The sequence below is a fragment of the Desulfocicer niacini genome (genome assembly GCF_054657595.1).
Genome location: NZ_BAAHYK010000017.1, coordinates 1 through 21,301 on the forward strand (window position 1 = coordinate 1; position 21,301 = coordinate 21,301).

At 47.4% G+C, this 21,301-nt stretch carries 16 protein-coding genes; 11 read left to right on the plus strand and 5 right to left on the minus strand.

What is annotated here, in order from left to right; genetic code table 11:
* Nucleotides 1-1,236: 1,236 nt before the first annotated feature.
* The 6 genes from dctP to ACYQ2M_RS10710 all read left to right on the plus strand — a co-directional run bounded on the left by dctP (nt 1,237) and on the right by ACYQ2M_RS10710 (nt 7,478).
* Nucleotides 1,237-2,292, plus strand: coding sequence for a TRAP transporter substrate-binding protein DctP (gene dctP / locus ACYQ2M_RS10685; protein ID WP_459916328.1), 1,056 nt, complete (start codon nt 1,237-1,239; stop codon nt 2,290-2,292).
* Nucleotides 2,293-2,678: 386 nt separating this feature from the next.
* The gene (locus tag ACYQ2M_RS10690) at nt 2,679-3,134 is read left to right on the plus strand and encodes a TRAP transporter small permease subunit (RefSeq protein WP_459916329.1); all 456 of its coding nucleotides are present in this window, start codon (nt 2,679-2,681) and stop codon (nt 3,132-3,134) included.
* On the plus strand, nt 3,131-4,450 hold the full coding sequence (locus ACYQ2M_RS10695) for a TRAP transporter large permease (protein WP_459916330.1): 1,320 nt from the start codon (nt 3,131-3,133) through the stop codon (nt 4,448-4,450). Before ACYQ2M_RS10690 ends, ACYQ2M_RS10695 begins: the two co-directional genes overlap by 4 nt.
* Before the next feature lie 104 nt (nt 4,451-4,554).
* Nucleotides 4,555-5,283 carry a (Fe-S)-binding protein gene (locus tag ACYQ2M_RS10700; RefSeq protein WP_459916331.1) on the plus strand — a complete coding sequence of 243 codons (729 nt, stop codon included), beginning with the start codon at nt 4,555-4,557 and terminating at the stop codon, nt 5,281-5,283.
* A 12-nt stretch (nt 5,284-5,295) separates the two neighbouring features.
* Nucleotides 5,296-6,732: a LutB/LldF family L-lactate oxidation iron-sulfur protein gene (locus tag ACYQ2M_RS10705; RefSeq protein ID WP_459916332.1), complete on the plus strand. Its 1,437-nt coding sequence runs from the start codon at nt 5,296-5,298 to the stop codon at nt 6,730-6,732.
* Nucleotides 6,732-7,478: a LutC/YkgG family protein gene (locus ACYQ2M_RS10710; RefSeq protein ID WP_459916333.1), complete on the plus strand. Its 747-nt coding sequence runs from the start codon at nt 6,732-6,734 to the stop codon at nt 7,476-7,478. The genes ACYQ2M_RS10705 and ACYQ2M_RS10710 overlap by 1 nt, the downstream gene beginning before the upstream one ends.
* 432 nt (nt 7,479-7,910) lie before the next feature.
* On the opposite strand, the gene dapB is transcribed toward ACYQ2M_RS10710, so the two are convergent.
* The 3 genes from dapB to ACYQ2M_RS10725 form a co-directional block, all read right to left on the minus strand.
* A complete protein-coding gene (gene dapB, locus ACYQ2M_RS10715; RefSeq protein WP_459916334.1) occupies nt 7,911-8,753 on the minus strand; it encodes a dihydrodipicolinate reductase in 843 nt (280 codons plus the stop codon).
* A gap of 127 nt (nt 8,754-8,880) precedes the next feature.
* The gene (locus ACYQ2M_RS10720; protein WP_459916335.1) at nt 8,881-10,740 is read right to left on the minus strand and encodes a sugar phosphate nucleotidyltransferase; all 1,860 of its coding nucleotides are present in this window, start codon (nt 10,738-10,740) and stop codon (nt 8,881-8,883) included.
* Nucleotides 10,741-10,868: 128 nt separating this feature from the next.
* On the minus strand, nt 10,869-13,514 hold the full coding sequence (locus tag ACYQ2M_RS10725) for a 1-acyl-sn-glycerol-3-phosphate acyltransferase (protein ID WP_459916336.1): 2,646 nt from the start codon (nt 13,512-13,514) through the stop codon (nt 10,869-10,871).
* 263 nt (nt 13,515-13,777) lie between these two features.
* Between ACYQ2M_RS10725 and ACYQ2M_RS10730 the strand changes: the two genes are divergently transcribed.
* Entirely contained in the window at nt 13,778-14,035 is a 258-nt protein-coding gene (locus ACYQ2M_RS10730; RefSeq protein ID WP_459916337.1) for a hypothetical protein, read from the plus strand.
* A gap of 264 nt (nt 14,036-14,299) precedes the next feature.
* On the opposite strand, the gene ACYQ2M_RS10735 is transcribed toward ACYQ2M_RS10730, so the two are convergent.
* Complete coding sequence (locus ACYQ2M_RS10735) at nt 14,300-15,478, minus strand: exo-beta-N-acetylmuramidase NamZ family protein (protein WP_459916338.1); 1,179 nt, start codon at nt 15,476-15,478, stop codon at nt 14,300-14,302.
* 174 nt (nt 15,479-15,652) lie between these two features.
* Here ACYQ2M_RS10735 and hisC point away from each other — a divergent pair, with 174 nt between their 5' ends.
* The 4 genes from hisC to sppA all read left to right on the plus strand — a co-directional run bounded on the left by hisC (nt 15,653) and on the right by sppA (nt 20,566).
* Complete coding sequence (hisC, locus tag ACYQ2M_RS10740; RefSeq protein ID WP_459916339.1) at nt 15,653-16,759, plus strand: histidinol-phosphate transaminase; 1,107 nt, start codon at nt 15,653-15,655, stop codon at nt 16,757-16,759.
* The gene (cmk, locus tag ACYQ2M_RS10745) at nt 16,756-17,439 is read left to right on the plus strand and encodes a (d)CMP kinase (RefSeq protein ID WP_459916340.1); all 684 of its coding nucleotides are present in this window, start codon (nt 16,756-16,758) and stop codon (nt 17,437-17,439) included. The genes hisC and cmk overlap by 4 nt, the downstream gene beginning before the upstream one ends.
* A gap of 247 nt (nt 17,440-17,686) precedes the next feature.
* Nucleotides 17,687-19,477: a 30S ribosomal protein S1 gene (locus tag ACYQ2M_RS10750; protein ID WP_459916341.1), complete on the plus strand. Its 1,791-nt coding sequence runs from the start codon at nt 17,687-17,689 to the stop codon at nt 19,475-19,477.
* A 189-nt stretch (nt 19,478-19,666) separates the two neighbouring features.
* Nucleotides 19,667-20,566: a signal peptide peptidase SppA gene (gene sppA, locus ACYQ2M_RS10755; protein ID WP_459916342.1), complete on the plus strand. Its 900-nt coding sequence runs from the start codon at nt 19,667-19,669 to the stop codon at nt 20,564-20,566.
* Here the strand turns inward: sppA and ACYQ2M_RS10760 are convergent.
* Nucleotides 20,504-21,112 carry an L-threonylcarbamoyladenylate synthase gene (locus ACYQ2M_RS10760; RefSeq protein WP_459916343.1) on the minus strand — a complete coding sequence of 203 codons (609 nt, stop codon included), beginning with the start codon at nt 21,110-21,112 and terminating at the stop codon, nt 20,504-20,506. The genes sppA and ACYQ2M_RS10760 overlap by 63 nt on opposite strands.
* Between the last annotated feature and the right edge of the window lie 189 nt (nt 21,113-21,301).

Consider the following 21,301-nt stretch of genomic DNA (forward strand, 5'->3'; position numbering starts at 1 on the left):
ATACGGTCAATCATAGATTGCCTCCTATATTAGAATGGGTGATTTTAAGTTATAAGCAATATACGTGCCATAAATATTGATTTGCTAAAAAGCTAGTGTGATAAGTTATTTGCCTCTCTTTTTTTAGGAGCATGAACGGTGGTTTGGGTAGTTACGTGATACTATTTTCCTGTGATAGGGAAATAATTGCCCACTTTGAAAATGGTCTGTCTGAGCAATGGAATCGCCGAGCAAATGGATAAGTCCTGCCATATGATAAGAAAATATCTTTTGGGGAATATCGGGTAGGTGATGCGCCTTCAATAAAATGATTTTTTTTAAGACGAAGCAGAGTTAACGCAATTCCTGCAAAGCATGGTTCGGCAATGGCACCAATAGATCCAGACGTTCAAGGTCTTGAATATGTGCCTTGCTTCAGACCGCCTCCATCAGGCTGGGTGTGGGACTTGCCTTGACCTTCATAATCCTAAGGTGTAGGCTCACCCTTAAGACGTGTGCCGTGCCCAGCATGCAATAATCAAATTCAGGGGACGCAAAATAGGCCATGAAAATATCTAACCTACAATCCCGTTTCATATTTTCTTCTCCTACGATGGCGCAGACAGCTGTGTGTGGAGCAGAGATAATGTGGGGGACAGGTGCGCTCCTTGTTCTAAGTATTTGGGCCTTGGGGAACAGAACCTCAACACTAAATGATGGCACATAAGCCAATATAGTGGCAATAACGCCCATAACCTTTGATTTAATTGTTTATCTTAGCGCAGCCCAAAATTGAAAATATATAACGAACAAGGATAGATCGTGTGAACGCAGCAAACCACGATCTTATCCTGTTGTTGAACAAGCCCTATAAATATTCGGGGTATCGCTATAAGAAAATGTCCTTTTTCAAAGAGGCGTCAGGAATTTTTTTATGTGCCCCTTTAATTTATCAATTTTTGCAGAAAGGGGGACACCCCCCTTCTGACTGTTTCATGGTATACTTTCCTGTTAAAAAGGTTTGTGAAGCGCTTCCGTATGAACGCGCCACATAGTATACATGACTTCAGCTTTTTTTGCCGCGTAGCGGCTTGGTTCATCATCCTCTGATTTTTATACACCCCTTGACAAAGCCAGGGTGATTATCTTAAAAGATGCCCTGCTGCCGGAGTCGTAACCATGCGCCGGCCAGCGGATGGCCCCATGGTGTTTACTGAATTTATTTTTTAACTTTTTATCAAAGAGAAGGTTTTTAGAATGAAAATTAGATCCTCCATATCTGCACTTGCTGTGAGTTTGCTGTTCTTTACTGTCATGGGCGGCAGTGCCTTTGCGTCAGACAAGATTGTCTGGAAAATGGCCAGTTCCTGGCCAAAGGGAACCATACTCCAGGAAATTGCCGATGATTTTGCAGCCCAGGTCACCAAAATGAGTGATGGACGACTTACCATTAAGAGTTATCCGGCCGGTGTTTTAATGGGCGCTCTGGAAGTGACCGAAGCCACACGCATGGGAACCATAGATGCTGCCCACAGCTCTCCGAGCTACTCCGTGGGACAACTTCCCGCCGCCCCGCTTTTTGGATATATTCCCTTTGGCATGGAAGTCATTCCCTACCTGACTTGGATGTACGAAGGAGAAGGAAAAGCGCTATTAACAAAGCTCTACGAGAAGTATGATTTTGGTTATGTGGCCCCCTGCGGCATTCTTCCCAGTGAGGATCTGGCCTGGTCCAATAAGCCCATTACAAGCATGGAAGACTTTAAGGGACTTAAGTTCCGAACCTCTGGTTATTGGGGAGAAATTCTCAGTGCCGCTGGTGCATCGGTGATGATGCTGCCTGCCGGTGAGGTTTATGAAGCTCTCCAGAGAAACGTTCTGGACGCCGGTGAGTTCAGTATCCCCAGCATTGATAAGGACCTGGCTTTTTATGAAATTGCCGAATACCTTCTGGTTCCCGGCATCCATCAGACCAGTACCTTCATGGATATTAAAATCAACAAACGTTCCTGGAATAAATTGCCCGAAGACCTTAAAGAGATCGTCCGGGTGGCCAGTGAATCTGCCACCATGCGCCTGTTAACCAGATCCATCAGCAGGGATATCCCCGCCCTGGATTTCTTTAAAGCCAAGGGCGTAAAAATTCAGTATTTGGATGCCAAGATCCAGACAGAACTTGCCAAGACCTCCCGGGAACTCATGGAAAAGAAAGCAGCCAATGACCCCTTCTTTAAGGAAGTGTGGGAATCACAGAAAAAATTTCGGGCAGGGTATGAAAATTATAAATCGCTTATGACCCCCTCCTATCAGTAAAGGTCTCGTCCTGGAACAACCGGCTGATTTTCAGTTTTCCATATAACTGCCATGGGCAAACCTCATTCTGACCCGGTTCCGCCCACAATAAAGCTTGAAATATTCCCTGTATTTACGGAGTATTTCATATAAACCGTCATGGAAAAAAGTGCGGGCCGGAAATCCAGTGTTGAGATTTTAATCATATAAGAGCCGCCATGACACATCGTGCGGCTTTTATGTATTCTTCTGGACTTGCTCATACCATCGGCCACTTTGCCCGCCAATGATGACGGCTGGTCGATGTTATGAGCAGGCTCCTTTTTTTAGGGCAGGTCAAAATAATGAACCAGATACAGACGATAATAAAATTTATAGATGGATTGAGTGAATTTACCGGAAGGATTATGATCTGGCTTGTGGTTGTACTCACGGCGGTGATCGGGTACGAAATTTTCTCCCGATATGCCCTGAATGCACCCACAAAATGGGCCTTTGATATCAGCTACATGATCGGTGGAACTTTTTTCCTCATGGGCGAAGCCTGGACATTGAAGAAAAAGCAGCATGTAAGAATCGATATCTTTTACAATCAGTTTTCAGAACGAAAAAGGGCCTTCATTGATATTTTTTTCTACCTTCTCTTTTTTTTCCCCCTCTGGGCTGGGCTTCTTTATGCCCTGATTCCCTATGTCCGGTTTTCCTGGGAAATGGGTGAGCGATCCATGCAGGGATACTGGCAACCCATTCTCTATCCATTTAAAACCATCATGCCCGTGGGTGTGTTCCTTTTGCTTCTCCAGGGAGTGGCGGAATTTTTAAAAAGCGTTGTCATCGCATGCGGGGGAGATGAAATTCAATGAGTCCCGAATTAACCGTTCTTTTAATGTTTATCATGCTTTTAACAGGGATTTTCATGGGATTTCCCACCGCGTTCGTACTGGGGGGTGTCTCTGTTATTTTCGGCACCATTTTCATGGGGGGAGATATATTCGGGCTTTTTATTGCCCGTCTTTTTGGCCTCATGAAAAACTACACCCTGCTGGCGGTACCCCTTTTTCTTTTCATGGGGGTATTCATGGAAAAATCCGGAATGGCTGAACGACTTTTCAGCGCCATGCACCTGCTGTGGGGGCGCATGAGAGGAGGGCTTGGCATTTCCACCATTGCCATCTCTGCCATTTTTGCTGCGGCAACGGGGGTGGTGGGTGCGTCTGAAATAACCATCGGTCTTATGGCACTTCCCATCATGCTGGAAAAGAAATACAACACCTCCATGGCCTGCGGTGCCATCTGTGCTGGCGGTACCCTGGGTATTCTGATTCCCCCCAGTGTCATGATCATTATTTATGGGCCCATTGCCCGCATATCCGTGGGGAAACTTTTCCTTGGTACCCTGGTGCCGGGGCTGTTGCTGACCTTCCTTTACATGCTCTACATTGGCATAAGATGTTATTTAAATCCCCAGGATGGACCTCCCATGCCCAGGGAAGAGCGCCAGGTTTCGTTTAAAGGAAAACTGCGGATTCTTTTTACCTCTGTGATTCCCCCGGCCCTGATTATCTTTTCGGTGCTGGGAAGTATTTTTTTTGGCATAGCCGCCGTGACCGAAGCCGCCGCCGTGGGCGCTGCGGCAAGTATGATCCTTGCCGCAGGATATGGCCGTCTGAACATGGCCGTGGTCCGGGAGGCGTGCCAGCAGACCCTGACCATCACCTGCATGATCATGATGATTGCCATTGGTGCAAGCTTTTTTTCCACGGTGTTTGTGGCCATTGGCGGAGATGAGGTGATAACAAATCTGTTTTTAAATCTTCCCATGGGTAAATGGGGCATATTAATGGCCATCATGCTTCTGCTTGTTCTGTGCGGCATGTTCATTGACTGGATGGGTATCCTTTTTATTATTGTACCCTTGATTACCCCCATTGCGGCAAAACTGGGATTTGATCCCGTGTGGTTTGCGGTGCTTGTCATGGTAAACCTGCAGATATCCTTTCTGACCCCACCCTTTGCCTACTCTATTTTTTATTTAAAGGGGATAACGCCTCCGGAAGTGGAAACAACCGATATTTATCGAGGGGTTATGCCCTTTGTGGGGCTGCAGTTGGTGACCATTATCCTTTGTATACTCATTCCCGGGATTATCACGTGGCTTCCCAGTCACTTTATTCATTGAGGTATGCTTTATACCCTGTATCTTTTGACGGGTCCGGCATGTTTTATGGTATTTTTGTTCCACACCATATGGAATCCCCAAAATCAACCAATGGAAGGTTTCTGATGTACAATAAAAAAGTAACCCTGTTTATCCAATGTCTTGTGGACACCCTTTATCCCGAGGTGGGGGGAGCCATGGTCTCTGTTCTGGAGAATCTGGGACTGAAACTTGACTGCCCCACGGACCAAACCTGTTGTGGACAGCCTGCCTTTAACGCCGGACATCAAGCCCAGGCTCGGAAGGCTGCGGTGAAATTTCTTGAATGTTTCAAGGATGCTGAGGTGATTGTCTCTCCGTCCGGTTCCTGCGTCAACATGGTGAGAAACCACTATCCTGAACTTTTAAGGGATGATCCCATTTTGTTGAAACAGGCCCAGCTCATTTCAGAAAAAACTTTTGAATTCAGTGAGTTTCTGGTGGACGTGCTCAAGGTGGAGGATCTCAATGCACGATTTTCCGGCAGGGTGACCTACCACGATTCCTGTCATCTCAACCGCAATCTTGGCATTAACCATCAGCCAAGGACCCTGTTGGCAAATATCCGGGAGTTGACCTTTGTGGAAATGAAGGCTCCTGATAAATGCTGCGGTTTCGGCGGCACCTTTGCCGTTAAATATTCCGATATCTCCACGGCAATTCTTGAGGAAAAGGTCAACAACATTATTGATTCCGGTGCAGAGGTGGTCACCGGGTGCGACATGAGCTGCCTTATGAATATCCAGGGGATGTTGACGCGTAAAAAAGCCCCTGTTCAGGTGATGCACATCGCCCAACTTCTTTCCCGAAAATAGCAGGTACCCAAGATGGAATTAACAAGTAAAGACTATAAAAAATCGGCCAGAAAGGCCATTGGGGACCCTGTACTTCAGTCGGCCCTCACCGGATTGCAGGGCCGTCTGGGACCGGCCACGGCAACACTTTATAAGAATCTTCCGGAAGGCCCGGGCCTTCGAAATGTGGCCTACCAATACCGTAGGAAAGCCGTGGATAATCTGGATGTCATGCTCACCACCCTGGCTGAGAATATTCGAAAACAAGGTGGGGAGGTTCATTTTGCTCCCACAGCCCGGGATGCCGTTAACATTTGCCTTGATATTGCCGCCAGGAACAATGTCAAAAGGGTGGTCAAGGGTAAATCCATGGTCACCGAAGAGCTTGGCCTGAACCGCGCTCTCATGGACAAGGGCATTGAAGTAAATGAAACCGATCTTGGTGAATATATCATCCAGCTGGCCGGGGAAAAACCCTCTCACATTGTTGCCCCGGCCATCCATAAAACCCGTAAAGAGATTGGCAGGCTCTTTACAGAAAAATTGGGTACTCCCTACACCGATGATCCCCCCACTCTGACATGGGATGCCAGACAGGCCCTGAGAAAGAAATTTTTGGAAGCCGATATGGGGATTTCCGGGTGTAATCTGGCCTGTGCGGAAACCGGCCACATCACCACTGTGTCCAATGAGGGAAATATCCGCATGTCCACCACCCTGCCACGGGTACATGTGGCCTTCATGGGCATGGAACGTATTGCCGCCAACCTGGAGGAGCACCAGGCCATTTTAAGGCTCATGTCCATGGGGGCCGCAGCCCAGCAAATCGGCGGTTATGTGAGCTACATCGGCGGCCCGGCGGGTCCGGACCATGTTGACGGTCCCCGATCATTTCATCTTGTGATAGTGGACAATGGTCGATCCCGGATACTGGCGGATGATGAGTTCCGGGAAATGCTTTGCTGTATCCGGTGCGGGGCCTGCCTGAATGTATGTCCGGTTTATGGAAAGGTTGGCGGGCATACCTACGGATCTGCCTACACCGGACCTGTGGGGGCCGTGGTTACGCCTCTTCTGGGGGGGATAAACGAGGCCGGAGATCTGTGCCAGGGAGAGACCCTTTGCGGGGCCTGCCGTCAGGCCTGTCCCCTTCAGTTGAATCTTCCCAGAATGCTTCTTGCCCTTCGTTCCAAACTCTCCCAGGGAGATCCCCAATGGAATGTCAAACCCAAAAGCCGCTGGGAAAAACTTCTTTTTAATGGGTGGAATTTAATTAACAGCCATCGCAGGGTCTATGATGCATCCCTTGCCATTGGGCGGGTGATTCAAAAAATCATGCCCAAAAGTGAACAGATGCTGACGAAATTGCCTTACCCGTTCAACGGATGGACACAAAGTCGCGACATGAAACCCCTGGCTGCCAAGACCTTCATGGAACAGTGGAAAGAAAAAAAGGAGGGGAGGTCCTGATGGACATGGAAAAAGAATTTATCAAAACCATTCAGACGGCCTTGAATAGACCTGAAACCAAGGTACCTGAAGATCTTTTTACCAGAACGCCCTCTCCGGAGGAAGTGAGCCTTCTTGAAAAAATCCGGACAAGGACAGACCAGGAAAGACAGCCCCTGATCGAGGTGCTGAAGCAGGTCGTGCCCGCTCTTCACATGGATCTTCATGTGGAAGAGAGCATCCAGGATGTGGCCCGGGGTATTGAAAAGCTTATTCTTGAGAAAAAACCGGAATGGGGAACCCAAAAAAGCGTGGTATGCTGGGATCACCCCCTGATCAATGAGTTGAAACTCACAGATCGTCCCAATCTCAAGGGAATTGATGTTTATACCACCACCATGGCAGAGGACTCTCCCCGGCGTAGAGAAGAGATTCGCAAAGAGGTGGAAGACTCCTTTATTGGTATTACCTCTGCGGATTACTGCGCTGCAGCCACTGCTACCCTGGCCATGAAAACCCGCCCGGGACATGCCCGATCGGTATCTCTGGTACCGTCCATCCATGTGGCAGTGGTAAGGCGGGAGGACATCCTTGCCGATCTCCGGGAACTTTATACCCTTTTAAAATGGGATGAAAAGGAGAGAAAAGAGGGTTTAACCAACAACCTTTCCTTGATTTCAGGGCCAAGCAAAACCGGTGATATTGAGCTTGTCATGGTCCATGGTGCCCACGGCCCCCGGGAGCTGCATCTTTTTGTTATCCCTTGATCCTTATGTCCTGGCGGACACAACGAATATAGGGTCGTAGACGTGGAGCCAAATGGCATTATGCCGCCCCTCCCCCGACGGGCAATGGGCCCGGACCGGAACTGTAGACAGCTCGATTGTCCGGTTTCTATTGCCAATCGGGGGAGGGGCTCTGCTGAGGTAGACTTGAAGGCTACCTTTTCATATAAAACCCACATGGCTGTAAACACCTGTCACAACGAAAGTTGAAACTCTAATCATTGCAGCGCCTTGGATGGAGTTTTATATAAAAAGTATCAATAAATGCGCTGTTTTACCCTATTGAATGTATTATTTGATGATTTCAAGCCCTTATAATCAAACACAAAAATAAGACCCCGGAATCCAACAAGAGCCTGAGAAAATATTTCTTGGTGAACCTGGGGTAGGTGATGCGCCTTCAATACCTGCCCTTTATTTCCCCTTGAGCACATCAATCATGGTAAAAATCCGGCCCTTTGCGGGCTTTTTTTCCATTCCCTTTAGTTTTTCGTGCAGAAAAATTACAGCATCCATGGTGCCCTGGGCATAGATATCCCTGCCGTTAATGTTGTGGGTAAATTCAAAACACACGGTGTTGTCCGGTGAGGTCAGGGTATAGGTGTGCCAGGCATGGCCGTTAATATGCTGTTCCGGGATTTTCCACTGGTTTTTCTGGATGGCAGGATCTCTTTCCTGGTGAATATCGCTGTCGGTGAAGGGAATGCCCAGCTGGTTGAAATAGCCCACCATGGCCTTTGCCGTGCCGCTGGTGTCCGCCTTGGTTTTTTGATGACTTTCCCGTATTGTAAGACTGTAATCCTTAAAAAGATCGGGAAACGTGGTGGCGGCATATGCCATCATGGCCTGGAATCCCACGATCTGCTTTGCCATGTTGGGGGCAATGACCGCGGGGGTTGTGCCGGATAATATGGTTTCATAAAGTTTTTCCCTGTCCCCTCCGGTGGTCCCCATGACAAAGGGGATGTTGTGGGCAACATAAAATTTTGCATTGTCATTCACCGCCGTGGGGTGGGTGAAATCAATGCAGATAAAGTCGGGAACGTCTTTTTTTATGTTTTCTATGGCACCCTCCCGGTCCCCGGGTCGGATGAGACGAATTTCTGTGTCACCCAGGAGATGGGTTTCAGTCGTGATCTCCGGGCCGGTCATGGCATAGGGTAAAAGTTGAAACCGGGGATCCTTTTGTATATGTCCGGCAATGGTGGTGACCACGTTTCCGGGGATACCGTTCATCATGACTTGTATCTTTTTCATGGTAGTATTTCCTTATTTAAGTCAATTTTTTGGGTTGGTCATAGCATCGGCCAGCCGCCATCATTGACGGCCCAATGGGTTCGGGCTTTTGTTGTTGAATACTGACTACTCCCCAGATTGGCCGATATTATGAGCAATCCCGGCTTTTTTGTGATGTGGCCTTGAGGGCCTTGTAGATGGTTTCTTTCAGGGCCTCGGTCCTGGGCACCGTAACGGCATGGATGGCGGTGGCAAGGGTCTCAAGGGCTGGGCGGATAAAGGGTTCAAACCAGGTCTTTCCACGGTTGCGGCTCAAATGACTGAAGGCCCCCAGCATCTGAAAATTCCGGGTGAGGGAACAATAATAATATCCTGTTTTAAATGTGTTTTCATCAAATCCTGTACGATGATTCACAGCCTTGGCACAATGGTCAAGAAGCATCTTTTTTAGATTGGTACTAAGATTAACATAAGGATCAATAAGCAAAGATGCCACATCATACTGCAGAGGTCCCGTTCTTGCCGATTGAAAATCAATGATTTTGAGGTGGCCTTGGGTGACCATTATATTTCTGGACTGCATGTCCCGGTGCATGAGGCCGGTGAAGGCATGGTTCAGGCATTGATCTGCTATGAATTCAAACGGGGGCAGGAGATCTTCAAATTTAATTTTAAGATTTAGATATCCCCTTAAAAATGAATCCACAAAATACCGGCATTCTTTTTCAAGAATGAGCTCCCGGGAATAATCCGGTGTCTGGAAGGTCCAGGCAGTATTAAACCCCTGGCGGCCTTTTATGGAAAGATCCATGACAAGATCCAGGGCTGTTTTGTACCATGAAAAAATTTCCTGTTCATTGTTTTCATGCTTCCGGAGCTCCAGGATGATTTTTTGAAGATGAACATCCCCCAGATCCTCCAGCATCACCAGGCCGGAAAAAAGATCATACCCCATGATTCTCGGCACGGGGATCTGGTGATTATAAAGGTGGGTGCCAATGTTGATAAAGGCATCCACTTCCCGGGGGCAAGGGGGCAACTTACCAAGGGGTAAGGGGGCAATGCCATGGTCTGCCACCACAAAGGCTGTGTCGCCATGGCTCAGGCGGTACCATTTTCTATCTGAACCATCCCCGGCAAGGGGGGCGATGCTCAGCTCCTGGCGCAGCTTTTCATTCCGGATGTAAGCCAAGGGGGTGGCGGTACCCTGGATGGCATTTTCCCTTTGCATTGATATACGGGTTTCCATGAAAAGTTCCCGGAGTCCTGCATCTGTATATGTATCTGGGGTACCCATGTCCTGCCAGTAAAAATCTTTCGCCACAAAGGCTTTGACGGTATTGCCCTGACGGCACAGGGTTTTATAAAGATCAATACTACTGAAAATGTTTGTATCCGGCAGGTGATTAAATATGGACGGAGACAGAATTTGAATACCCGTGAAGGCCATTTTCCGGGGGGAAGGTGTGGTAAATATGTCTGTGCATGGATTTTGTGCCCATTGATCCGGGGAGGTGTGTGTTTCAGGCATTAAAGAAAGTGCACCGGTGCCGGGAAAGGCCGTGATAAAGCCTGTGTCATTTACATTCACCCCGTTAAACCGGGGATAATCATGGAGCACAAGGGTGGCGGGCCAGTGCCCGTTCATGTGGAAGTCCCATACCTTCGTCAGATCAAGATCCGTGATTATATCTGAGTTGATCACCCAGAAGGGGTGATCTGCCATGATATCTTGCACATTTTTAATGGCCCCCCCGGTGTCCAGAAGCATTGGCTCATGCCGAGTTTCCACCGGAACGGGCCAGGTTCCCTCATGAATAAATTTTGCCACCTGCCCATGCAGGTGGTGGGTGTTGACAACGATGTGTTCACATCCCGCATGGATGAGTCTGTCAATGGTCATCCCCAGAAGGGGGGTACCGCATAGGGTAAACAATGGTTTGGGGCGGTGGGCGGTGTGGGGAAGCAGCCGGGTACCCCGTCCCGCAGCCAGGATAAGTGCTTTCATGGATTTTTTATTTTGCCTTTGGTCCCGGGTTTGCGTTCTGTTGGAGTCTGATGTCGGGGGAGCGTTGTTGTGATCTTAGGCCCTCCAGTCAATTGGTTGTATCGATGCAATTGGGTTCATGCAGGTGCTTACACCGCCAGTATGGCCAAAAATTTTTCAATGGTTTCTTTATTTTTTAAAATGGCTTCCTCGTCTTCAGGTCCTGTTACGCCATTGTTCAAGAAAAAGGTAACTGCATTGATATAATTGATTTTGGACAGGGATTCCTTAAGAAATATATCCTGTCGCTTGTACATTTTAAGGCCCTTGGCCTGGATCTTTTTAATACGTTCCTTATCATCGTGCTTGTCTTTGGGATACTTCTCAAAATAAAGCAGAGCGACTTTGTAGGATTCCAGGAACGGTCTTAAGAATACGGCAAAGGAGCGCAATTTTCTAAGTCCCTCGGAGGTGAGGTTAAAGGTGTCTGGAGCATCGGGATGGGGAACGAGTACACCCTCTTCCATAAAGGCTTTTATGCTCATGGCAATGAGTTCACTGCAGGTTCTCTCATCATCGTAGGAGAACTCATCAATGAAGAAATTCTGGAGAAAGGTATAGGTTTCAATGAGATCCGTTGAAGAAAACTGAAAACGATCAATTTTTAAGATGGCAAGGGCGGTGTATGCCGCCGGGATAAAAAAAGCAATGGCATTGTTTTTGTAATAATCCAGAATGGGACGCTTGTTATCCTTTACAAAAAAGCGGGTATTTTCTGTTATTTCATCGTCCTCTTCATCGGCAAGTTCAATGAACTTTCTGGAAACGAAATTTTCCAGTACCCGGTTAAGGGCATTGTCCGGGTCAATGGTCAGGGTGTCTGCAAGTTCTGCATTGCAGAAGGTGAGCATATTCATGTATGCGCTCACTCTGAACATCAACTCTTTTTTAGAGAATCGACTTATGGGCGAGTTTAAAATGCCGCTTGCAATAATGCCGTGGGGGGTAATGATGGTGGTATTGTTGATGGCGTTGATCAGCTTGTACCCCATGCTCCGGCACAATTTTTTGTGCTGATCTTCACCCATATACCGCTGAAACTCATCCTTTTCCCGGAGGTAGGCATTCAACGAGATAGGTTCGTGAAATTTGATGTACACCTTGCCGTATTTTTTCTTGAGAAATTTTCTGGCCTTGATGAGCTGGGAGAGATTTTCCGATTGTTTTTTCCCCCCCTCGATTTCGTGGAGGTAGGCATCTTCTTCCAGCACCCGGTCATATCCCACATAGGTGGGAATAAAGATCAGATCCTCGCAGGCCTGGTTGCGATGGGCCTTTATAATCATGCTTAAAAAACCCAGTTTGGGGGATAACAGCTTGCCGGTGCGGCTTCTTCCGCCCTCTATGAAAAATTCCAGGTTAAAGCCTTCAATCAGCAGTTTTTCAATGTACGCGGCAAATATTTTTGAATAAAGAGGTATCCCCTTGAAGGTTCGACGAAGAAAAAATGCCCCGCCACTTCTAAAAATGGGACCAAGGGGCCAGAAGGACAGATTTTTACCGGCGGCGATGTGGGGGCAGGGCATGTTGTTTTTAAACATGAGATAGGACAAAAGCAGATAATCAAGATGGCTTTTATGACAGGGGGCAAGAATTACCGGGGCTTTTTTTGACTCTTCCCGAATGCGGTCAAGTCCGTCCTGGTCCACCACCACCCCTTCAAAAATATTATTAAATGCCCAGGTCAGGATTTTTTCAAGGATGTAAATCACCGGAAGGCTGTAGCTTGCGGCGATTTCCTTGATATAGCTTGCGGCTTTTTTATGGGTCACCATCAGAGACTGTTCATTCTGTTCTGAATGGGTCTTCATGAACTCCTGGAGAGATTTCTGGGTCAGGATATCTTCCGTGATTTCCGCCTGGGTTTTGAGCACCGGACCGGTGAAGCTTTTCTTCTGGCGATTCAAGAGATCAATGAGATGATTTCTAAGACTGTAGGCCTGGAAATCCTCATCAATATTTCTGATGTCCGGCCGGTCAAGAAATTCTTTGAGATTAACCGGTTCGGCAATTTCAACACAGATTTTATCGGGCTTCTGGAACATGGCTGCCAGACGTTTGAGCCGTCCTGGCTTTTCATTGCTGCCCAAAAGAATATCAAACAGAGAAGAGGTGCTTCTGATGGGTTTCAAGCTGTATACGATGGTTTGGGGAAGCAGTAACAGGGGGCGCTCACTGGTTTTCTGGAAATGAATCAGGTGCAGCAGGGGGCTTGGCCGGGAGCGGATGAACCGTTTATAAAAACTTTTGCTCTCCACCAGATGAATAAAACCGGATCTGCCCCGGGAGAACTCATCAAAAAAATATCCCGATGCATAAGGATCTTTTAAAGAAAAATGGCGGAGGAAATGGTCCATTTGGGTGATGAAAATCTGGAAAAGGCGTTTCACCGGTAAAAGAAAGAAAAAAGTGGTGTCGAAAATAATTTCAGGGTAGGGCAGTGCCTTTTTTTCAAAGATGGTCCGGTAAAAGCAAAAATCGATCAGACTCTTATATTTACTCACATAGATGACTGTTCCTGCCTCATTGAGCCGGGTCAGTTGGGCCGCTTTTTTTTTGTCCAGGCCAATTCGGGAAAAGAGTTTGCCAAATAAAAAAGGAGAAAGAAAACCAGTATTCCCGGGATAAAAACAGGCAAAATAATTTGTCCGTCCACTGAGGGTTGCGGTGATCACCCGGTTATAGAGCCTTTTGGCTGTCTGTGAAATGTCACGGAATATTGAAAAGCGTTTCATTCTTATTTCCTTGGGTTCCATGGTGTACCATGGGGATCTTCTGTTTTTGTCTGACGCTTGATACAGAAAAATTTTTTTATCACAGGCCTTGATCCCATGGCAACAAAATAATTGCCATCCAAAAATTGCCTTGATTTACTTGTTTTCATATGCTAATTGATTGATCTTAATTGACGTAAAGTGGAGTAATTTAAGATTTAGTTGTGATTTTATATAGTTATTTTATATTTTGCAATCATTAACATGGTAAGGAGGGTTAATTTATGAAGACTTTGATTGGTGGTGCGGTTGCCGTTCTATTGGGTATTATTGGTATTGCTGTCTGGTTTGGCGAGTTTCTGCAGATTCTTGCCGGAGCCATTCCACCGGTTCTCTTGCTGGGTGGCGGACTTGCCCTTTACCTGGGTTTTGATGAACTCAAGGACAGCTGGAAAAAAAATGACGGGGACGATGCCCCTGTGGCTGACGATAAAGATAGAATTGCTGAGCTGGAAAAAGAGCTGGCAGACCTTAAGAAATAAGTATTTTTCATCATTTCAGGGGCATCAGGTTTCAGCCTGTTGCCCCTGTTTTGCCTTTGCCTCCGACGACGATAAGATATTTACGGTTTCCTTTCCAACCCCCTCCCTTTTCTACAGCCCCCCCATGTTGTGACCAAGCCCTTTTTTCTTGATTTTGTCGTGTACATGTCCGTCATAGGTTTTTCAATTTACCATCACATAATGTGGCGGGAAATCGGAGAGATTATGCTTTGCCATGTGGTATGATAAATAAAAACCCAGACATCATGTGTAAAGATGATATTGTTGTGTTTTCTGTTTGAAATTCGACAGTTCCTGGCTCCATGATTGTTCCAGGTCATCCATGGGTTCCTGATCGGCAATGCGTTGTTTTAAGTTTCGGTTGCCAAGGATCATATCCATGGGGGATTTATGAAATTCATATTCATAGGGAGGTTCCTTCCAGCGAAAATCATTTTCATGTCGTTTAATGATCTGCTGCAAAAGAAGAAGGGCCGTGCGATAGGGCTTAAACTGTAGCGTGTCGGTGACATGGATTTGGAATCCACGGCAACATTGCCCGGCCCATTTTCCGGAGGTGGGCTCAAAACAGATGGGGCGAAGGTGAGCACCTGAAATATCCCGGCTGATTGATTCCACAATGGCTAACGGATTAATAAAAGGAGCCCCCAGAAATTCAAAGGGCTGGGTGGTTCCCCTTCCTTCTGAAAGATTGGTTCCTTCAAAGATCACCTGGCCTGGGTACACCAGGGCCGACGCAGGTGTGGGAAGATTGGGGGAGGGAGCCACCCAGTCAAGGCCGGTATCGTTAAAGAACATCTCTCTTTTCCATCCCTTCATGGGGATCACCGTGACATCGGCATGGATGCGATATTCCTGGTTGAAAAAAAGGGCAAGTTCCCCCATGGTCAAACCATGGCGCATGGGCAGGGGAAATCGCCCCACAAAGGAACGGCAATCATCACAAAGGATATTGCCCTCCACTGAATGGCCACCCACAGGATTGGGCCGGTCCAGAATAAATACCTGTCTTCCCTGTTTTGCAGCTGCTTCCAGGCAATAGGACATTGTGTACATGAAGGTGTAGACCCGTGTGCCCACATCCTGGAGATCAATGATTAGTACATCAATGAGATCCATCATGTCCCGGGTGGGAATCCGGGTGTTGCTGTAAAGGCTGAATACCGGTATATTTAATTGTGGGTCCACCCCATGATCTGATTCGATCATGTTGTCCTGCTTGTCGGCATAAAATCCATGCTGGGGGGAAAAAAGGGCCTTTAGTTGTCCGGGGAACACATTATCAATAATGTGGGAGGCATGGGTGAATTTGCTGTCCACGGATGCCGGATTGGCCAGAAGGCCAAGTCTTTTTCCCTTTAATTCATGGGGGGGTGTTATTCCAAGTGCTTCAAGGCCTGTTTTGACTTCAGGGTGTGTCATGTGATCTCCTTTCTGGGGCATCCTTGATTTGAGAGTCTCTTAGCATAAATATTGACAAAATATCAAATCCAAACTAATCAAATGGGTAAAAATTGATCCTGTTTCACGACCGGGGCAATAAATCTTGCCATGGCCGTTTTATAAAATAAAGAAGAGGAGTGCATAAAAGACTTCATGAAATTAAATATTCCTGAGTATATCAAGACCATCAAAGCCTACGAGCCGGGCCGACCCATAGAGGCCATAGAGCGTGAATATGGAATTAAAAATTCCGTAAAACTTGCCTCCAACGAAAATCCCCTGGGACCTTCTCCCAAAGCCCTGGCTGCCGTTCAAAACCAGCTTGCATCCATGCATCGTTATCCCGATGGCAGCGCCCACGTCTTGACTGATAAGCTTGCACAGAAATATGGTGTGAAGCCTGAAAATGTGATTGTCGGCAACGGCTCTGATGATATTATTGCCCTGTTGGCCCAGGGATTTCTCAGCCGGGGAAACGAAGCGCTGATGCCGCTGCCCTCCTTTTTAATGTATGAAATATCCGTGAAGGTTGCAGGCGGTGTTCCGGTGATGCTGCCCCTGAAAGGTCTTGATATTGATCTTGATGCCATTTTGTCCGGTATTACCCCCCGAACCACCATGATTTTTCTGACAAATCCCAATAATCCCACGGGCAGTCATATCACAGGAAAGGCCCTGTCGGAGTTCATGAAAGGGGTGCCTGAAAACGTTCTGGTGATCATGGATGAAGCTTACATTGAGTTTGCAAGGGATAAGGGTGTGTTTGACGCCCTGGCGGACCCACTGAAAGATCCTCGGATTATTTCCCTGAGAACCTTTTCCAAGGCCTATGGTCTTGCCGGTTTCCGGGTGGGGTATGGTATAATGGACAGTGCCGTTGCGCAAATACTTCACCGGGTGCGACAGCCCTTTAATGTCAACGCCCTTGCCCAGGTGGCTGCTGCTGCTGCCCTGGATGACCTTGAGTTTCTTGATAAAAGTGTCAGGGCCATGCACCAGGGTATTGATTTTCTTCGGGCGGAACTGAGTAGCATGGGGGTTGAATCCTTTCCCACCCAAGCCAATTTCTTCTTGCTGGATGTCAGAACCGATGCCACGGCGGTGTTTCAGAAAATGCTTGAAAAAGGGGTTATTACCCGCTCCATGAAATCCTATGGGTTTGACACCTATCTGAGAATAAGCGCCGGGACTGAAGCGGAAAACAGGCGGTTTCTTTCTGTGCTTGAACAGGTGCTGGCACAAGGCGGGTTGCCTGGATGATAAATCGAATTATCACCATTGATGGACCGGCCGGTGCCGGTAAAACCAGTGTGAGCAGCGCCCTTGCCCGGCGTATTGGCTTTATATATGTGGACACCGGTGCCCTTTACCGGGGGGTGGCCCTGGAGGTGAAACGCTCCGGCATTGATTGGGAAAAAGATGCAGTATTGGAACCTTTTTTAGATCAGATTTCCCTGGGGTTTGTCATGGATGGTCATGAGCCGGTGCTGACAAGCGGGGAGGAAAATATTGCTTCACTCATACGCACCCCGGAGATTGCCATGCTGGCCTCGGCCATTTCGGCTCGTCCTTGTGTCAGAAAGGCACTGCTGGGGCTTCAACGCGCCATTGCCGAAAAAAATAATGCCGTGTTTGAAGGAAGGGACATGGGAACGGTGGTGTTTCCCCATGCGGATTACAAGTTTTTTCTCTTTGCGGATCTGGATACCCGTGCCCTGCGCCGATTCAAGGAAAATCACGTACCATCCCTAAAAATTTCAGAGGTAAAAGAGTTGATGAGTAGCCGGGATGAAATGGATAGCAACCGGGACATTGCCCCCCTGAAACCGGCAGCGGATGCCGTTTTGATTGATTCCACTCACATGACCCTGAAAGAGGTGGTGGACAAGATGTTGTCGATAATGGGGTCATGGTGCTGCAATGCTGCGCCCCGGCACTAAAATAAGAATGATTGTTTTTTTAAATCGGCGCTCTTTAAAAAAGTGTCTGGCGCGTGTTATGCATTATTGATAAGGCTTTTCGTGAACCCGGAGTCCTTCAGATAATACCCATAGCACGCGCCTGAGCCCTCCTTATGTGAAAAAAATATTTTTTTTATATTGTTTTTCCCCTTTTGTTTTGATATTTATATTAGATTATACTTTTTTGCGAAGAAGTGTAAAATTTGTCTATGGGGGATTAATATTAATGAATAACATTGCTGAAACAAACGAGAACAACGAAATGAATGAAGAATTAGAAACTGCTGAAGAATTAGAGGCGTCCATGGCTTCGGAACCTGTGTTTACCGGAGAAGAAACCATGGAAGAATTAATGGGCATTTATGAAGAGAGCTTCAAGCGCTTCGAAGAGGGCCAGGTTGTAACCGGTACCATCATTGCCGTGGACAGAGACCACGTCTTGGTGGATGTGGGTTACAAGTCTGAAGGGCAGATCTCAATTCATGAGTTCAGAGACGAGGAAGGCAATGTCAATGTCAACCTGAATGATCGGGTTGAGGTAATGGTTGAAGTCTGGGACGAAGAAGAAGAAACAGTTATTCTGTCCAAGGAAAAGGCCGCCAAGGTTAAAGTATGGGATGCCATCCGGGATATCTATGAAGAGGATGGAACCATTGAAGGTGTCATCACAAGCCGTGTCAAGGGTGGATTCTCCGTTGATATCGGCCTGCCAGCATTCCTGCCTGGTTCCCAGGCAGATCTTCGGCCCATCCGGAACATGGATGAAATGGTGGGTCAGACCTATACCTTTAAAGTGCTTAAATACAACAGAAAAAGAAGCAACATTGTTCTTTCACGACGGGTTATCCTTGAGAAGGTGCGTGAGGAAGCCAGGGCCAATACCCTCAGCTCCATTGAGAGCGGAAAGGTCATGGAAGGCGTTGTTAAAAATATTACAGAATATGGCGTTTTTGTTGATCTCGGCGGTGTTGACGGACTCCTTCACATCACTGACATCTCCTGGGGCCGCGTAAAACATCCTTCAGAGTTGTTTTCCGTTGGCGATAAGATCAATGTGAAAATTCTTTCCTACGATATGGAAAAAGAGCGGGTATCTCTGGGTATGAAACAGCTGACGCCTGATCCCTGGACCATGGCGCAGGAAAAATATCCTGTGGGTTCCAAGGTTCTCGGGAAAGTGGTCAGCCTCACCGATTATGGTGCCTTTGTGGAGCTTGAAGAAGGTGTTGAGGGTCTCATTCATGTGTCTGAGATGTCCTGGACTCGCAAGATCCGTCACCCATCCAAGATGGTTTCCGTGGGTGAAGAGGTGGAGGCCGTTGTCCTTGATCTCAAACCGGATAACAGAAGAATTTCCCTTGGTATCAAACAGACCGTTGAGAATCCCTGGGAAGTCATCAGTGATAAGTACCCCGTGGGCACCGTCATTGAAGGAAAGATTAAAAATATCACGGATTTTGGTCTTTTCATCGGTATTGATGATGACATTGATGGTCTGGTACATATCTCAGACATTTCCTGGACCAAGCGCATCAAACATCCTTCCGAGGTTTACAAGAAGGGTGATGTGATCCAGGCTGTGGTTCTTGATATTGACAAGGGCAGTGAGCGTTTCTCCCTTGGCATCAAACAGACCCAGCCCGATCCCTGGGAAACCGTGGGACAGCGCTATGAAGTGGGTACTGAAATTTCCGGCGTTATCACCAATATTACTGATTTTGGTGTGTTTGTGGAACTTGAAGAGGGCATTGAAGGTCTTGTTCATGTGTCTGAAATCAGCAAGGAAAAAATCAAAACGCCTTCAGATCAGTTCAATGTTGGTGACTCCATTACCGCACGGGTTATGAACATCAACAGTGACGAAAGGCGTATTGGACTTTCCATTAAACGACTTGAAGAAGAGGAAGAAGAGGATATTATCCAGGATTTTGCAAAGAACATGAAGCCCGCAACTTCTTCTTTTGGTGAGCTGCTTAGGAACAACCTTGAGGAGGCTGCCAGGTCTGAAGATAAATGATCAATCCTGCAGGGCCACCTTTTTTAAGTTGGTTGCTTTTTGATCGGGGAATGATATCAGACTGACAAAAGTGGGTCGGACACAGAGCTGTTTCTGTGTCCGGCCTTTTTTTTCATCCTTAATAGTTGTTTCGGCACCCCGACATGGCTGTTAACAAAAATCATAAAATTTTCACAAGTGAGGCATTCCATGTTTTCCAGAAGACATCCCTTTTTATTTTTCTGTCTTGTGGCGCTGACAGTGGCATCAGCAGCGCTGGTTCTCACCACGGGACTGCTCGTGGGGGGAGGTGTTGTTCTTCAATCATCCCTTGGTGCCAGCCAGGGCGGGGCAGGGAATGTGGGTATTGTGGAGATTTCCGGGATGATCGCCTCGTCAAAGGAAGTTATAAATGATCTGAAAACCTTTCGGGAAGATTCTAACATCAAGGCCATCGTACTGCGTATTGATTCACCGGGCGGGGGGGTGGGACCCTCACAGGAGATTTACCGGGAGGTGATGAAGACCCGATTGATTAAAAAGGTGGTGGCATCCCTGGGATCGGTTGCAGCTTCGGGGGGGTATTATTCTGCATCGGCCTGTGACGGCATCATGGCAAATCCCGGAACCATCACCGGCAGCATCGGCGTCATCATGGAATATGCCAATTTCAAGGATATTATCAAGAAAATCGGTCTGACCCCGGTGGTGATAAAGAGTGGTGAGTACAAAGATATGGGCTCTCCCCTGCGGGATCTGGAAGATTCCGAAAAAAAACTTCTCCAGGGGGTGGTGGACGAAATTCATTCCCAGTTTGTCAAAGATGTGGCCACGGGTCGTAATCTGGACGAAGAAAAAATGGCCACCCTTGCCGATGGCAGAATATTCACCGGTGCCAAAGCCCTGGATCTTCAGCTGGTTGATCGTCTGGGGAACTTTGGCGATGCCGTTGAATGGGCAGGCACATTGGCAGGTATCACCGGGGAGGTGACACCGGTCTATCCATCCGAGGATGGTATGACCGTTATCAAGAAGGTGATAAGCTCTTTATTCAAAGGTGCTGACATCACCGGCGCCATAACGGATAATTTCGGGTTCATCGTCAATTAAAGACACAACGCTGGATGCCTTGCCGGTGACGGGGCCACCGTCAATGACGGCATCAAGAAGGGGGCCGAAAAAATCATGGAGCAGGGAGGGGTCTTCAAATACCTGGCCATCGGGGTCGGTGGCACTGGTACTCAATATGGGATGTCCCAGACTTTTGGCAATGGCAAGGGAGATAGTGTTGGCTGGCACCCGGATGCCTGCGGTTTTTCGTTTGGTCAGCATGATCTTGGGCACCATCTTTGATCCCGGCAGGATAAAGGTAAATGGCCCCGGCAGCAGTCGTTTCATATTGCGGTAGGCAAAATTGGACACTTTGGCATATTCGCTGATATGGGTAAGATCGGCACAGATGAAGCTGAACGGCTGGGATTTGTCCCGCTGTTTCAGGCGATAGACCTTTTCAATGGCCTTTTTGTTCATGATATCACAGCCGATACCATAAAAGGTGTCCGTTGGGTAGGCGATGAGGCCCCCCTGTTGGAGGATTTCCACAATTTTGTCGATTAATCTGGGCTGGGGATTATCGGGATTTACGTTTAGCAGCATGATTTCATTCCATTCTCAGGTTAAAGCGGTTCTGATCAGAGGGTGTCGTAGGGCTTGATATTATTAAGATCCTTTACCCATTCCATGGATTTACTTAATCGGGTACCGGGTAATGGGTGCATGGAAAATATTTATAGATAACAGGTTCAAACCACCGATACCTATATCGTTTATGGGGCAAAGCATCAA